Origin of the sequence: Streptomyces sp. NBC_00996, from assembly GCF_045162675.1 — a bacterium.
Taxonomy (GTDB): Bacteria; Actinomycetota; Actinomycetes; order Streptomycetales; family Streptomycetaceae; genus Streptomyces.
In genome coordinates this window covers 4,683,674-4,696,389 of record NZ_CP108723.1, presented here as the reverse complement: position 1 = coordinate 4,696,389, position 12,716 = coordinate 4,683,674, and the positions used below count along the sequence as shown (strand labels likewise).

The window sequence follows — 12,716 nt, the reverse complement described above, 5'->3', positions numbered from 1 at the left end:
CCCGGCAGTGATGCTCTGTTCCGCTCCGGGGGGTCCGTCGTGTTCGTCCTGCTCCTTGTCCTCATCGCGGTCCTGTTCGGCTTCGGCTTCCTCCACCCCATCTGGTGGGTGGCCGCGGCGTCGGTCGTGCTGGTGTTCGGCGCCGCCCAATACGGCCGCCGTGGTGAAGGCGGGGGCTGGGACCGTGGCGGCAGTTCCGGTCCCGGGGAGTACTGGGACCACCGGGACCGCCGTCGGCATCGGGCGCGGTGGAGACGCGAGGTCCTTCGGGACAGCGAGCACCGCAGGTGACCGACACCACGGCCCGCCCTACCAGTCCGGCGCGGCCGGCGAACGGCAACTGGCGTATCGCCGACCACCCATGGACAGGATGACTGCGTTGCGAGGTACGCACCATGCAACAGGTGACCACGCCCCGTGAGGAGCAGCCGCTGTCGACGGCTGCGGCTCTGCTGGCCGAGGTCGTCGAACTGCGCGCCAGCAACGAGCAATTGGGGCGGGCGCTGGTGAGCCGTGCGGTGATCGACCAGGCGCGCGGCATGGTGATGGCCCTGGCGCCCTGTTCCAGTGAGAGGGCCTGGGATCTGCTGGTGGACGACGGCGTGTGCGCCCGGCGGTCGTCCTGTCGGCTCATCGCCCGTTCGGCCCGGTCATGTGCTGTCGGGGAGTGGGAGGGGCACGCTGGTGTGTGCGGTGCCCGAGGCGCCGGAGGGTGTGGTGGTGGGCGTCGTGGAGGTGGCGCTGAGGGCGAGGAGCGCGACGTCGTCCGCGGGTCCTGCGGGGAAGGTGTTCAGCAGCGCGGTGAGGTCGCTGATGATCGCGGTGGCGCCGAGGGCTCGGTTGGTGGCGGCGTCGTGGGTGAGGTGGGAGGTCAGGCCGCTCTCGCCGAACCGGGCGCCGCGGGGAGTACGGGCCTCGGTGAGTCCGTTGCTGTAGAGGAAGAGCGCCTCGCCGGGCAGGAGTTGAACGGCCCGGGCGACGAAGTCCGCCTGCGGCAGGGCGCCGACAAGCATCCTCCCGCCAGGTTCACCTGCTCGGTCCCGGCTGCTGCCCGGGCGGGCCCGTCGCGGCGGGCGGGCCGCAGGTGGTGGGCCGGGAGATGGCCGCCTCCGGCGAGGGTGAGGGCGAAGCCGCCCGCGGGGTCGGGTGCGAGGGTGCCGAAGACGAGCGTGCAGAAGCCGCTGCCGTCGGACGATGCGGACAGCAGGGCGGTGTTGAGCGCCCGCAGTACGACACACGGGTCCGGTTCCAACAGGGCGGTGGTGCGCAGGGTGTAGCGGATCAGCGAGGTGAGCGCGGCGGCGGGTGCACCCCGGCCGCTGACGTCACCGAGGAAGAACGCCCACCGCCCGGTGCCGAGCGGGAAGACGTCGTAGAAGTCGCCGCCGACGTCGTGGACCGAGGCGGTGGTGTAGTGGCAGGCGGCCTCCAGGCCCGGCACCTCCGGGAGCGCCGGGGGCAGTAGGGTGCGCTGCAGGGTGGAGGCGTACGCGGCGATCTCCGACCGGTCCCGCTGGGCGCGCTCCCGTGCCGCGTGCTCGACCTCCACCAGTTCTCGTTCCACACGGAGCATGCGCAGGGCGGACAGCCGCAGTTCGAGTTCGTCCATCACGAGCGCGGCCAGGTCGGTCAGGGCGTTGGCCTGAGCCGCTGTGATGCGGCGCGGCTTGGTGTCCAGGACGTCCACGGTGCCCAGGCGGTGACCGTCGCCGGTGGTGACCGGGGCGGCGGCGTAGAAGCGCACCCGGGCCGGACCGGTCACCGGACAGTGGGCGCGGGCGACCGGGTCGTCGAGGGTGTCGGGGACGACCAGGGGGCCGCCGGTGAGGATCGCCGAGGTGCACAGCCCCGGGTCCCGGCCGATCTGTGTGACCCCCGCCAGGCCGTACGCGGCCTTGAACCAGACCCGGTCGGTGTCCACGATCGTCACCGTGGCGGCCGGAGCGTCGAACAGGCGGGCGGCCAGCGCGGCGATCCGGTCGAAGGCGCCATCGGGCGGAGTGTCCAGGATGTCGTAACGACGCACCGCGGCGATCCGCCGCGCCTCCTGCTCCGGAGACAGATCCACGCGTTCCTCCACCGCTTCTCAACGCTTCCACGTCTTCGCGCGCGACGCACCCGGCCGGCGCGGACGGCGCAGGCGACTATTCGGACCGTTGGGTCCGGTCGTTGTGCGCGAGGCCGTCCGGATGCTCCGTGGTGCGCTCTCCGAGGGGCAGAAGCAGTACGCACAGGACGATCGGGGCGCGGAGGACCTGGCCCGCCTCCTGCCAGCCCCACGCCTCCAAGGCGGCACGGGCCGAACGGTCGGACTGGTCCACCAAGGCGACGCCGAGCGAAGCCTGGTGGTCGGCGAGCAGCCGCTCCTGGAGCCGGCGGGCGAGCCCGCGGGCGTACTGGTGCGGATGGACGACGGTTTCGAGGATCGCGAAGACGTGTCCGGACGCGGTCAGTTGCTCCAGGTTCTGCGGCAGCGGCCCGTCGAACCCCTGCCACCAGGAGCCGTCACGCGGCACGGGGAATCCGAAGACACAGCCGCTCAGGGACCGGGCTTCGGCGACCAGCATGTCGAATCCCGGCAGTTTCACGCCGTCCGCCAGACGGCGCAGGAACTCCTGCCGGCCGCGGAACTCCTCGCCCGGCGGGGTGGTGGTGGACTCCACGTACAGATCCGCCAGGTCCTCCCGCAGTCCCTCGGCCTGCCAGCGGTTCAGCCGGCGCAGCCGCACCGTGTCCATGGCGGACGGCTCCGAGCCTTCGGGTTCGTGTGATTGCCGCGGAGTGCGCATGGGGCGCCTCGGTTCAGGAGACCGGCAGATGTGCGGGAGTGCCATCGTGGCCGATGTGCGGTGCGGCGCCGGGGTCTGGGACGTCTGTTCGTCAGCATAGCCCCGGATCGGCGCCGCGCCGGGGCCAGTTGGGGGTACGAGGCCGCTGTGGCCCAGGCAACTGAACGGTGAGTGAGCAGACCGACTTGTCGAGGACGAAGAGGAACGCGGCGACGAACCGGATTTGCCCGCACACCATCCGTGGACAGCCGGTGTCGTGGGACGGAAACCGTGTTTGAACGCGGGCTGTCCGGGAATCCGTGCGCTGTGCTTCAGACCGGAGGCACGCCCGTGCGAGCAGCTGTCGCTGCTCCCCAACGTGCTGCGGCCTGTCGGCTCCCACGGTGAGTGATGCCACCGATCGGGGAGACACGTGCCCATGCCGGACGTACGCACACAGAGCCCAAGAGGCGCACATCCCTACGCCCACGACGACGCCCCGGACACCGACGCCGCGTTCCGCAGTATCGCCGCCCTGCCGGACGGCCCGGAGAAGACCGCGCTGCGCCAGCAGGTGGTGTGCGCCTGGGCACCGATGGCCGTACGGCTCGCACGGCGCTTCCGTCATCACGGCGAGTCCCTCGAAGACCTCCAGCAGGTTGCCCGACTCGGCCTGGTCAAGGCGGTGGCCCGCTTCGACCCGAGCCTTGGCACCGCCTTCCCGAGCTTTGCCATACCGACGATCCTCGGCGAGGTGAAACGGCACTTCCGTGATCACCTCTGGGGCGTGCATGTGCCGCGACGCGTGCAGGAGTTGCGCGGCCGGGTCCGGTCCGCCGGGAATGAGTTCGCTTCGCTCTACGGACGCGAACCCTCCGTCGGTGAGATCGCTGCGCACGCCGGCCTCACCGAGGCGGAGGTACGGCTCGGCCAGGAGGCGCTGGAGAGCTTCACCGCGGTGTCCCTGGACGCCGTTCCCGGCCGCTCCGGGCACAGCCACCCACTGACCGACACCCTCGGGGGCCTGGAGCCCGGCTTCGACCTGATCGTCAACCGTGAGGCGCTCCGTCCACTGCTACGGGCCCTGCCCGAACGCGAGCGGCAGATCCTCTACATGAGGTTCTTCGGCGAGATGACACAGAACCGGATCGCCCTGCAGCTCGGTCTCTCGCAGATGCACGTCTCCCGTCTGATCATCCGCATCTGTGCACGCCTGCGCGACCAGGTGATGGCCGAGGCCCACGATTAGGCTCCAGGGACGCGCGGGGGCCGTTGTCTGTGGTCGGCGGAGCCCCGCGAAGCCCCGTAACGCGAGAGGCGCGCCGCGATGAGCGAGCAGGACAGCCAGGCCATGCATCATCCGGCAGTGGTTGCGCACCGCAACAGCCGTGCCGGGGATACCCAACTGCGGATCGCCGACGCCATCACCAAGTTCGCCGGTTCGATGCCGTTCGTCTACATCCATGCGATCGCGTTCGTGCTCTGGATGCTGTTCGCCGAGGGCAGCCCCTGGCCCACGTTGACGCTCGTCGTGTCGCTGGAGGCGATCTTCCTCTCCACATTCGTCATGATCGGTCAGAACCGGCAAGCGGCCTTCCAGCAGATCAAGGCCGACCACGATTTCGTCGAGCAGGAGTTGGAGCTCAGGACCAACACCGAGCTGACGCGAGCGATCCACGTCATGACCACGGAACTGCATCGCCGTCTGGTCGAGGACGGTGCAGAGCAGTAGCGGGCCCCGCCCGGGAGTGGGTCAGGACCCCAGACCGGGGAGGGGTTCGGAGTCGTCGATGAAGGTGCGGGCCACATCGGCCAGGCGCCGGTTGTGGGAGGGGGCGTAGCCGCGCAGAGCGGTGAAGGCCCGTTCCATGTCGATGCCCTGGCGTTCGGCGAGTTTCCCCTTGGCCTGTTCGATCAGCACCCGGCTGTTCAACGCCGTCTGCAGCTGCTCGTTGAGCACCGTGCTGCGGCGGGCGGTGCGTTGTTGCAGGAGGCTGATGGTGGCGACGTCGGCAAGCGCCTGGGCAATAAGTGTGGCGAGCGGGTCGAAGGGGCCGGGCGCGGCGCGGAAAAGGTTCAGAGCGCCCACGGTCTCGTCCCGCAGGCGTATGGGCAGGGCCTGGACGGCCCCGAATCCGCTGCGATGGGCCACCGTGACGAAGCGCGGCCAGCGGTCGACCTCCCGGGTCAGGTCGTGGACGATCACCGGTGCGCCGGTGCGGAAGCAGTCGAGGCAGGGGCCTTCGTCATTCTGGAGCTGGAACAGCTCCAACAGACGCACCTGTTCGTCGGAGGCGGCCATGACGCGGAGTTTGCCGTCCCGGTCGGCAAGCAGCACCCCGGCGGCGCTCGCGTCGAGCATGCCGACGCAGCGGTCGGTCAGCAGGCGCAGGAAGTCGATGAGGTCGAAGTCGGCGACCAGGTTGTCGGCCAGCTCGACGAAGGTCTTGGCCAGGAGCTGTTGATCCATCGTGGGCACCCTCGATTGAGACTAGTCCCTCCGGGAAGGGTCGGGAAGTACGGCACGTTCCTCGGTCGGCACCGCTGCGTCAGGTTTTCTCCCCGGCCTGATCCGGCTCCGCGTCCGGTGGGAAACGAAGCTGCCGGGCCACCGCGTCCGCGGCCACGTCGGCGAGCCGGCGTCCCTGTGCATAGGCGTAGGCGCGGAGCCGGACGAAGGCTTCCTCGATGCCGACTCCGAGCTGGACCGTGAGCATCCCGCTGGCCTGGTCGATCTCCGCTCGGTATGCGCCCAGGTCCTCGAAGCTGCGGTCCGCCACCGGTCCGTCGGTCGGTGCGCCCGTCTCGCCGATCCTTGTATCGAGCAGGAGGAGAGTCGCGAGATCGGCGAACGCCAGTGCGTCGGCCAGTTCCTCCGTGTCGAGCACGGTCGGAATGTCGGCGTACAGGTCCAGGACTCTCGGGCTGATCGCCCCCATCTGCAGGGGGAGCGAGAAGACCGCGCGGGCCCCGGCTTCCAGGGCCGCATCGGCGAACACGGCCCAGTGATCCTGCAGTTCGACGGTGAGCAGATCGGGTGTCAGGACGGCCGAGCCTCGTGCAAACGCGTCCACGCAAGGCCCCTCGCCCAGCGTGAGCTGGAGCTCTTCCAGTTGCTCGCTGATGTCGTCGGTGCTGCACAGCGGATGGCTCGCCGCGGCCTTGGACATCGCCGACACCCCGGCCCCGCCGACCGGCAGCGCTGCCACGGCCGCGGTGCACATCCACCACGCCGACCCGAACACCGCGTCGGGCCGCCTGCTCGGCCACCAGTATCTGGATGCGGGCCGACCGGCTGTCAGGCCCCACCCGGGCCACCGCCTCCAGGCATCGTGACAAGGCCCTCCAGCCTCGCCGTGGTTCGTTCCCCGAGGGGAAACACCAGTACGCGGAACATGGTGGGATCGGCCGGCCCGCGGAGCCCTCCGACGTCCAGCCATCCCCAGGAGCGGAGCGCAGCGAGGGTTGGGCGGTCGGCCCGGTCCACCAAGGTGGCACCGAGCGATGCCTGGTGGTCGGTCAGCAGCCCCTCCTGCACACGACGGGCGAGGCCACGGTCCTGCGGGTGCGGCCGGATCAGGATGCCGGAGAACGAGAAGACCCTGCCGGACACTGTGAGTTGCTCGATGGCGCGCGGTAGCGGTCCGTCGAAGCCGAGCCACCAGGAGCCGTCGCCGCGTACCGGGAACCCGAAGGCGCATCCCATCAGTCTGTCCGTCTCGCCGATCACCATGGCGAATCCAGGTCGGCGCATGTCCGTGGTGAGGCGGTTCAGGAAGTTCTGGCGGCTGGGACGGCGGTACGCATCACCCGGCGCCGTCGCACGGGACTCCACATACAGATCGGCCAGATCCTCACGCAGGCCCTCCACCAGCCAACGGTTCAGCCGACGCAGTCGCATCGGAGCCACGGCGGACGGCTCGCCGCCCTCAGGCTTCCATGACCGTCCCTGCCGGGGGTCGGCCGTCATCGCACATCGCCCGAGAGGACCATCACCAGCGGGACAGACCCGTGCGGTGGGGCTGCAGCGGGTGCGGCCGGGGCATCCCCGAGAGGAGCTGTCAGCCGGCCGGACGGTACACCGAGGAGGAGGAACCCGCAGCCGGTGACGTCGAGAATCAGAGCCAGCATCGCCGGCGGGTAGTGCAGTCGCAGGGTCCCGCCGGCCACGGTGGTCTGCTGCGAGGCGTGGAGGAAGGCGTTGAGGCCGCTGCAGTCGCAGAAGCCGACGGCGGTGAGGTCGACGTCGATGGTGCGGATGCCGTCCCGCAAGCACCGCTCCAGGGATGCGCGCACCAACGGCGCGGATTCGAGATCGATCTCACCGGCCAGGGTGATCAGTGCCCGTTTCCTTCGGTCATGGCGGTACACGGTGAGCTGTGGGAGGGGCATGACGCCTCGGTTCGGAAGACCATCCGGCAGCGGACGCGGTGACGCCGGATTCCCGGCCTCCCAGGGCGCGCTGTCGGCAGGGGTGTACGTTCGGCGGAGGCAGGGCAACGGTTGGTTCGACAGCCTGCACAGCAGGACAGCGAGCCCACCCAGTTCCCTCCTGGGATGCGCCGGGTGGCGGACGCAAGGTCCGCTCGCCCCAGCCATCTGTGTTCAGCAACAGCATGCCGCCGGGGTCTGGGACGTCTGCACAGCAGCGTAGTCCTCGCGTCGTGTGAAGGACGGTCCGAAGCCGCCCGGTCTCAGAATGGATGGTGCAAGCGCGCGGGTGGGTTCACCGAGGTCGCCGTAGAGTCCGTAAGAACGTGATCGTCGGCTCACTCCAGGAGGGCGAGGTGGTCGGCGCCGCCCCCGCGCCATTCGATCAGGAAGAGGGTCGCGTCGTCGCTGGTCCGGCCGCCCCGTTCCTGCTTCAGGGCGTGGGAGAGTGCGCGCACCATCGCTCGTACTCCCTTTGTCGTGTGTTCGATGCGGTTGACCCAGTGGATGAGTTGCTCTTCGCCGAACTGCTCTTCACCGGCTTCGTGCTCCTCGATCAGGCCGTCGGTGAAGCACAGCACCCGGTCGCCGCGTTGGAGCATCTGCTGACTGATCCGGGGCTCTTCACCGCCGAAGCCGACCGGCAAGGTGGTCGGGCCTGTCAGTTGCCGGACGACTTGGTGGTTGCGGATCAGCAGCGGTGCGGGGTGGCCCGCGTTGACCCACTGAAGGTGGCCCGTTGCGATGTTCAGCCGCATCATCTGGGCGGTGACGAAGTGGTCGGGCCCGAACTGCTCGGCGATGGCCCGGTCCATGAACGTGTAGATCTCGGACAGGCCGATGTCGGCACGTCTGGCGTGCCGGTAGGCCCCGACGGCGACGGTCGCCATCGTGGCGGCGTCCAGGCCGTGGCCCATCGCATCGACCATGGCCACGTGCAGGATGTCCTCGTTGAGGGCGTAGTCGAAGCTGTCGCCTGCGACGCTGTAGGCGGGCTCCAGGATTCCGGCCACCGCGACCTGCGGGACGGACATCGCCAGCGGCGGCAGCAGGGACCACTGGATCTCCGCGGCCACGCTCATCGGTTCGCGGCGCCGGGCGAGGAAGAACTGATCGGTGTAGCTGTGCTTGGTGACCAGCATGTCGGCGACCAGGCCGGCGAGCCTGCGCAGCAGCCGCCGGTCGTCGTCATCGAGGGTGTCCAGGGTGAGGGCCATCACTCCCACCTGGTCGCTGCCGTCCAGCAACGGCAGGTACATCCGGACGCCGCCGGACTGCGGCACCTCGACAGTGGTCGCCTGCAGGAAGGCCGTGCCGGCCGGAGAGTCATCGATCGGCTCAGGCTCGCCGACTGTCAGCTGCCGACCCGGCAGCGGCACCAGCACCTGCTGGCCGTAGTCCTGCAGCAGGATCGAGACGTCGCGGCCACCGACCCTGGCCACCTCTTCCGCGATCAGCGGTGCGATCAGCTGCGGCGGCATCTCGTGTGCCCGGTCCAACAGCACCCCCAGCAGCCGCTCACCGAACCCTTCCGACCGGTCCAGCATGCCCTTGTCAGGCCGCCGTCCACCTTCCGCCATAATCCGACCCGCTCACGTGATCTGTACGCACGAGCTCCTGACACGACCGCGAACAACCTGCACAGAGTGACGCGGCCAATCACCCCGGACAGCCCATTACGCCGGACGCGGCATGTCACACACGGTCAGGACAGATGCCTCTCCCTCCCGTTGTGCACCATCCCCTTCCGGAGCGGTGTCACATCCTCAACGACGTCCACTTGTCGGACGGGGACACACCAGAGACCAGCGAGGGACGAGTGCGGGGGCGATTCCTCCGGCGAGCTCGCGCTACCCACTGCCTACGGGGATGCTCGGTGCGGCACCGGTCATGCTGCCGTGCCGGGCGCGTCGGTGGCCGGCCTGAGTGTCTTGTCGGTGCTGTCGGGGACGGACGCCGGCAGCGCCGTGGCGGGGGCGGCGGCCGCGGTTTCCCGGGCGAGGAAGGAGCCGAGTTCGCCGATGGTGCTCATGAGGGGGGCGGGGAAGACGACGGTGGTGTTCTTGTCAACGCCGATCTCCACCAGGCTCTGCAGGTTGCGCAGTTGGAGGGCGAGCGGGTGGGCCATCATGGTGTCCGAGGCGTCGCCGAGCGCGGCGGCGGCCAGAGATTCGCCCTCGGCGTTGATGATCTTTGCTCGCTTCTCCCGCTCGGCCTCGGCCTGGCGGGCCATGGCGCGCTTCATGGTGTCGGGCAGCTGGATGTCCTTCAGTTCGACGAGCGTGACCTGCACGCCCCATTCGAAGGTGGTGACGTCCAGGATCTCGCGGATGCCCAGGTTGATGCGGTCGGTCTCCGACAGTGTCTCGTCCAGGGTGTGCTGTCCGACGACTTTCCGCAGGGTGGTCTGTGCGATCTGGTTGATCGCGGCGTGGACGTTCTCGACGGCGACGACCGACTTCACGGCGTCGACAACGCGGAAGTAGGCGACCGCGGACACGTCGACGCTCACGTTGTCCCGGGTGATGATGCCCTGGGACTGGATGGGCATGGTGACGACCCGGAGCGACACCCGGTGCAGGACGTCGACGACGGGGATGATGAACCGCAGTCCCGCGTCGCGGGTTCCGATGAGCCGACCGAAGCGGAACAGCACGCCCTTCTCGTACTGCTTGACGACCTTCACGGAGAGGGCGAGGCCGAGGAGGGCCAGAAGGCCGATCACGACGGCGAGAACGATCAGGGCTTGCATGGGAGGCTCCTCGGGACGAGGGTCACCGGGTGCGGGGAGTTCCCGGCACCCGTTCGGTCCGGTGTGCGGATCGCCGGGGAATCCGGCCGCGGCGACCGTGCCACGGGCAGGACCAGCACCCGCAGTGCCACCGGCCCGGGCAGCCGCACGATCTCGCCGATCTCCAGCCACCCCCAGGACTGGAACGCTGTGCGGGCGGCCCGGTCGTACGGAGGGACCAGGGTGACCCCGAGTGAGGCGTGGAGGTCGGTCAGCAGCCGTTCCTGCAGTCGGTCGGCGATGTCGCGGTTCTGCTTGTGCGGGTGGGCCACGACCTGGGTGAGGGTGAAGACCTGCCCGGCGGCGGTGAACTGCCCGATGCTCCACGGCAGTGTGCCGGCGAAGCCCCGCCACCAGGAGCCGTCGCGGCCGACCGGGAAGCCGAAGGTGTAGCCGGCCAGGGTCGTCGTCTCCGCGACCAGCAGGCCGAAGCCCGGGCGCCGGATGTCACCCGCCAGACGGCGGAGGAACCCTTCCCGGTCGCGGTACTCCCTGCCGCCCGCCCCGATGGCGGACTGCACGTACAGGTCGGCAAGTTTCTCCCGCAGGTCCTCGGCCTGCCCTCGGCTCAATCGGCGCAGCCGGATCGCGTTCGGGAGGACCGGCTCATCGACTCCCCTCCTCCGCACCGCTGTTCCGGCCCGGTTCATCAGAGGAGCACTCGATCGGAGCCGGTGTCCGCGAGGAGTCGTGCGGTCTGTGGGCACGGGTAGTGCAGTTGCAGGGACGTGTGGGTCTCGGTGGCGTGCTGCGACGCGTCGAGGAAGACGCCCAGGCCGGTGATGTCGCAGAGGCCGACGGTGGTCAGGTCGACGTCGATGGTGGTGATGCCGTCAAGCAGGCACCGCTCCAGAGCCGTGCGCACCAGGGGCGCGGTGACCGGGTCGATCTCGCCGGCCAGGGTGATCAGTGCTCGCGTGCCCCGGTCGTGCCGGTAGATGTTCAGCTGCGGAAGAGTCATGATGCCTCGGTTCATGGGCCCGGCCGCTCCTCGCGCAGTCGATGGCCCGGTGACGGAAACCGGCTGGTCACCCGTGGTGAGTGGTACGGCTGCGTCGGCGGCGCGGTGCGAAGCGGCCGCGGCCCCCGTCGCGGTGGTCCCGTCGCTCGCCGGAGGTCGGCGACTCGGACCGACCGGGTTCCACGGGGGGCTGCGGCGTGCCGCGTCCGCGGCGGCCGGGCAGGGCGGCGCTGTACCGGTGCACGGCGATTCTGTCGGCGTGCTCGATGTTGAGCCGGTGGATCACGTATGCCGCCGCTGCGATGAGGACGATGAAGGCGGCGGCCGTCAGGAAGGCATTCATGGCGGCCGCCTCACATACCGACGATCAGGCGACTGGTCCGGCTGGTCTCATTGACACGGCTGGGAGGACCGGGCTGGTGCGGGACGGCTGCCGACACCGCCGAGGCATCGCCCTCGAACTCCCATGCCTCGTCCGAGTCCAGTTGCTCGTCGGCCGCGGCGACGCCGTGCCGGGCCTCGTCCGCGGCGATGAGCGCGCTCGCGATCAGGGGCGGACCGTCGTAGTCGGACGCGGCAGCCATCAGCCGGGCCGCCGACTCCGCCCCGGTCTCCGGCGGGATGACCAACAGGTCCCAGCGGCCGGTGCCGTAGGAGAGCAGCAGCAGCTTGTGCGGGTCGATTTCCGGCGTGAACCAGCCGACCTTGACGATGTGGCCGCCCACGGGAACCTGGCGGGGGATGACCGGCCAGTACTTCGGGTTGACGGCGATGCGGGTGATGCGGCCCCACAAGGGGTCCAACACGTCGGTCAGCGCGGGCAGTTCGCTCAGCAGATCCCGGGAGCGGGGCCACCAGGCACCGTCCAGGAGTCCACGGGAGGTGCCGTCGGTCTTCAGGGCGAGACGTGCGGCCGGGGCTGCGACGGGCTCGGGGTGCGGCAGGGTTGGGTGCAAGGTCGCCGACATGATACGGACCCGTCTCCGAGCCGCCGCTGCGGCGGCCCGGGCTTCATCTCTCACCGAGAACGACCCGGCGTGGAAGCCGGTGTGCGAAATACTCTCGGTACTGTCCACACTACTCCGCGCTCCCCCGTAGCGCGGAGTAGTGGCTGCCTAGATGTGGAGCAGTCGCTGGGTGATCTCCCGGTACTGCCTCAGTGCGTGCCGGAGTTCGTCGGACTGTGTCTCGGGGTCCTGCTCCTGCCAGCCGGCGCGAAGGAGACGCCGCCGTTCCGCGAGGGCGTTCACGAGCTGCTCGATGGCTTCGTTGAATGCGCTCTCGGCCTCCGCCAGCGCCTCGAGCGGGGTGTCGGTGAAGGTGTTGAGGGCGTGCCGGAGGCGCTGGACGATCTTGTCCTGTTCGTCCGACCGGAGCAGCGGCTCCGGGCCCGGGCTGCGGCGCCCGGCCGGGCCCGGGGTCTGGCCCGCGGACTGCCGGGCGCGTGTCTGGTCGTACATCATCGGGGCCCGATTCCGTTCCGCCTGAAGGCGCCCTTGGTCTTCTCGACAGCCTGTTTCAGGCTTCCGGAAACCCGGTCGACCCTGCCCCGGCGTTGCAGTCGCCTGTTGCGGGTGACCCGGCCGAGCTCTTCCGTGATCCTGCCCTTCATCGTCTGCGCCCGGTTCCTGATGCTCCGTGAAACGGTCATGGCCGGCCTCGCTGTTGTCCGGTAGGTGGGGTCCCGCGGGGTCTGGGCGAGGCGGGTAGGCGGAATGCTTCGCCGTGCGTTCCTTCAGAGGCATGGCCCTGCACCGCGCTGCCA

Annotated in this window: 16 protein-coding genes and 2 pseudogenes; 4 read left to right on the top strand and 14 right to left on the bottom strand. The window is 69.7% G+C overall.

Translation table 11 applies throughout. The features are described 5' to 3' along the window. Positions 1 to 39 precede the first annotated feature (39 nt). Both OG390_RS22065 and OG390_RS22060 read left to right on the top strand, forming a co-directional pair. Positions 40 to 291 (top strand): hypothetical protein, encoded by a 252-nt coding sequence (locus OG390_RS22065; protein ID WP_406170369.1) that lies wholly within the window; start codon positions 40 to 42, stop codon positions 289 to 291. A gap of 104 nt (positions 292 to 395) precedes the next feature. After that, positions 396 to 581 (top strand): annotated as a pseudogene (locus tag OG390_RS22060) (ANTAR domain-containing protein); the annotation flags it as partial. A 69-nt stretch (positions 582 to 650) separates the two neighbouring features. Here the strand turns inward: OG390_RS22060 and OG390_RS22055 are convergent. The 3 genes and pseudogenes from OG390_RS22055 to OG390_RS22045 all read right to left on the bottom strand — a co-directional run. Then, positions 651 to 977, bottom strand: a pseudogene (locus tag OG390_RS22055) (SpoIIE family protein phosphatase); the annotation flags it as partial. Beyond that, a complete protein-coding gene (locus OG390_RS22050) occupies positions 872 to 2,068 on the bottom strand; it encodes a PP2C family protein-serine/threonine phosphatase (RefSeq protein ID WP_406170367.1) in 1,197 nt (398 codons plus the stop codon). The pseudogene OG390_RS22055 and the gene OG390_RS22050, both read right to left, overlap by 106 nt. Positions 2,069 to 2,144: 76 nt before the next feature. Continuing rightward, positions 2,145 to 2,738, bottom strand: coding sequence for a hypothetical protein (locus OG390_RS22045; RefSeq protein WP_406170365.1), 594 nt, complete (start codon positions 2,736 to 2,738; stop codon positions 2,145 to 2,147). A 469-nt stretch (positions 2,739 to 3,207) separates the two neighbouring features. Here OG390_RS22045 and OG390_RS22040 point away from each other — a divergent pair, with 469 nt between their 5' ends. Together OG390_RS22040 and OG390_RS22035 are read left to right on the top strand one after the other, a co-directional pair. Further along, positions 3,208 to 4,017 carry a SigB/SigF/SigG family RNA polymerase sigma factor gene (locus OG390_RS22040; RefSeq protein ID WP_406170363.1) on the top strand — a complete coding sequence of 270 codons (810 nt, stop codon included), beginning with the start codon at positions 3,208 to 3,210 and terminating at the stop codon, positions 4,015 to 4,017. A gap of 78 nt (positions 4,018 to 4,095) precedes the next feature. Next, positions 4,096 to 4,500, top strand: coding sequence for a DUF1003 domain-containing protein (locus tag OG390_RS22035; protein WP_266958110.1), 405 nt, complete (start codon positions 4,096 to 4,098; stop codon positions 4,498 to 4,500). Between the two features lie 21 nt (positions 4,501 to 4,521). On the opposite strand, the gene OG390_RS22030 is transcribed toward OG390_RS22035, so the two are convergent. From OG390_RS22030 to OG390_RS21980, 11 genes are all read right to left on the bottom strand, one after another. Next, the gene (locus tag OG390_RS22030) at positions 4,522 to 5,238 is read right to left on the bottom strand and encodes a GAF and ANTAR domain-containing protein (RefSeq protein ID WP_406170361.1); all 717 of its coding nucleotides are present in this window, start codon (positions 5,236 to 5,238) and stop codon (positions 4,522 to 4,524) included. 79 nt (positions 5,239 to 5,317) lie between these two features. Next, positions 5,318 to 5,977, bottom strand: coding sequence for an ANTAR domain-containing protein (locus OG390_RS22025; RefSeq protein ID WP_406170359.1), 660 nt, complete (start codon positions 5,975 to 5,977; stop codon positions 5,318 to 5,320). A gap of 89 nt (positions 5,978 to 6,066) precedes the next feature. After that, positions 6,067 to 6,669 (bottom strand): hypothetical protein, encoded by a 603-nt coding sequence (locus OG390_RS22020; RefSeq protein WP_406177795.1) that lies wholly within the window; start codon positions 6,667 to 6,669, stop codon positions 6,067 to 6,069. A gap of 65 nt (positions 6,670 to 6,734) precedes the next feature. Beyond that, positions 6,735 to 7,160: an STAS domain-containing protein gene (locus OG390_RS22015; RefSeq protein WP_406170357.1), complete on the bottom strand. Its 426-nt coding sequence runs from the start codon at positions 7,158 to 7,160 to the stop codon at positions 6,735 to 6,737. Between the two features lie 377 nt (positions 7,161 to 7,537). Then, positions 7,538 to 8,779: a PP2C family protein-serine/threonine phosphatase gene (locus OG390_RS22010; protein ID WP_406170355.1), complete on the bottom strand. Its 1,242-nt coding sequence runs from the start codon at positions 8,777 to 8,779 to the stop codon at positions 7,538 to 7,540. Positions 8,780 to 9,087: 308 nt separating this feature from the next. Further along, the gene (locus tag OG390_RS22005; RefSeq protein WP_406170353.1) at positions 9,088 to 9,951 is read right to left on the bottom strand and encodes a slipin family protein; all 864 of its coding nucleotides are present in this window, start codon (positions 9,949 to 9,951) and stop codon (positions 9,088 to 9,090) included. Continuing rightward, the gene (locus tag OG390_RS22000) at positions 9,939 to 10,562 is read right to left on the bottom strand and encodes a hypothetical protein (RefSeq protein WP_406170351.1); all 624 of its coding nucleotides are present in this window, start codon (positions 10,560 to 10,562) and stop codon (positions 9,939 to 9,941) included. Before OG390_RS22000 ends, OG390_RS22005 begins: the two co-directional genes overlap by 13 nt. A 77-nt stretch (positions 10,563 to 10,639) precedes the next feature. Then, positions 10,640 to 10,966 (bottom strand): STAS domain-containing protein, encoded by a 327-nt coding sequence (locus OG390_RS21995; protein ID WP_406170349.1) that lies wholly within the window; start codon positions 10,964 to 10,966, stop codon positions 10,640 to 10,642. A 52-nt stretch (positions 10,967 to 11,018) separates the two neighbouring features. After that, positions 11,019 to 11,294, bottom strand: coding sequence for a hypothetical protein (locus OG390_RS21990; RefSeq protein WP_406170347.1), 276 nt, complete (start codon positions 11,292 to 11,294; stop codon positions 11,019 to 11,021). 10 nt (positions 11,295 to 11,304) lie between these two features. After that, positions 11,305 to 12,027 (bottom strand): DUF5994 family protein, encoded by a 723-nt coding sequence (locus OG390_RS21985; RefSeq protein WP_406170345.1) that lies wholly within the window; start codon positions 12,025 to 12,027, stop codon positions 11,305 to 11,307. 39 nt (positions 12,028 to 12,066) lie between these two features. Then, the gene (locus tag OG390_RS21980) at positions 12,067 to 12,414 is read right to left on the bottom strand and encodes a hypothetical protein (RefSeq protein WP_406170343.1); all 348 of its coding nucleotides are present in this window, start codon (positions 12,412 to 12,414) and stop codon (positions 12,067 to 12,069) included. Between the last annotated feature and the right edge of the window lie 302 nt (positions 12,415 to 12,716).

What these genes read in the sequence shown, in the direction of transcription:
- OG390_RS22045 (WP_406170365.1), bottom strand. Translation starts at nt 2,738, where the DNA reads ATGGACACGGTGCGGCTGCGCCGGCTGAACCGCTGGCAGGCCGAGGGA.
- OG390_RS22040 (WP_406170363.1), top strand. Translation starts at nt 3,208, where the DNA reads ATGCCGGACGTACGCACACAGAGCCCAAGAGGCGCACATCCCTACGCC.
- OG390_RS22035 (WP_266958110.1), top strand. Translation starts at nt 4,096, where the DNA reads ATGAGCGAGCAGGACAGCCAGGCCATGCATCATCCGGCAGTGGTTGCG.
- OG390_RS22030 (WP_406170361.1), bottom strand. Translation starts at nt 5,238, where the DNA reads ATGGATCAACAGCTCCTGGCCAAGACCTTCGTCGAGCTGGCCGACAAC.
- OG390_RS22020 (WP_406177795.1), bottom strand. Translation starts at nt 6,669, where the DNA reads ATGCGACTGCGTCGGCTGAACCGTTGGCTGGTGGAGGGCCTGCGTGAG.
- OG390_RS22015 (WP_406170357.1), bottom strand. Translation starts at nt 7,160, where the DNA reads ATGCCCCTCCCACAGCTCACCGTGTACCGCCATGACCGAAGGAAACGG.
- OG390_RS22010 (WP_406170355.1), bottom strand. Translation starts at nt 8,779, where the DNA reads ATGGCGGAAGGTGGACGGCGGCCTGACAAGGGCATGCTGGACCGGTCG.
- OG390_RS22005 (WP_406170353.1), bottom strand. Translation starts at nt 9,951, where the DNA reads ATGCAAGCCCTGATCGTTCTCGCCGTCGTGATCGGCCTTCTGGCCCTC.
- OG390_RS21995 (WP_406170349.1), bottom strand. Translation starts at nt 10,966, where the DNA reads ATGAACCGAGGCATCATGACTCTTCCGCAGCTGAACATCTACCGGCAC.
- OG390_RS21990 (WP_406170347.1), bottom strand. Translation starts at nt 11,294, where the DNA reads ATGAATGCCTTCCTGACGGCCGCCGCCTTCATCGTCCTCATCGCAGCG.
- OG390_RS21980 (WP_406170343.1), bottom strand. Translation starts at nt 12,414, where the DNA reads ATGATGTACGACCAGACACGCGCCCGGCAGTCCGCGGGCCAGACCCCG.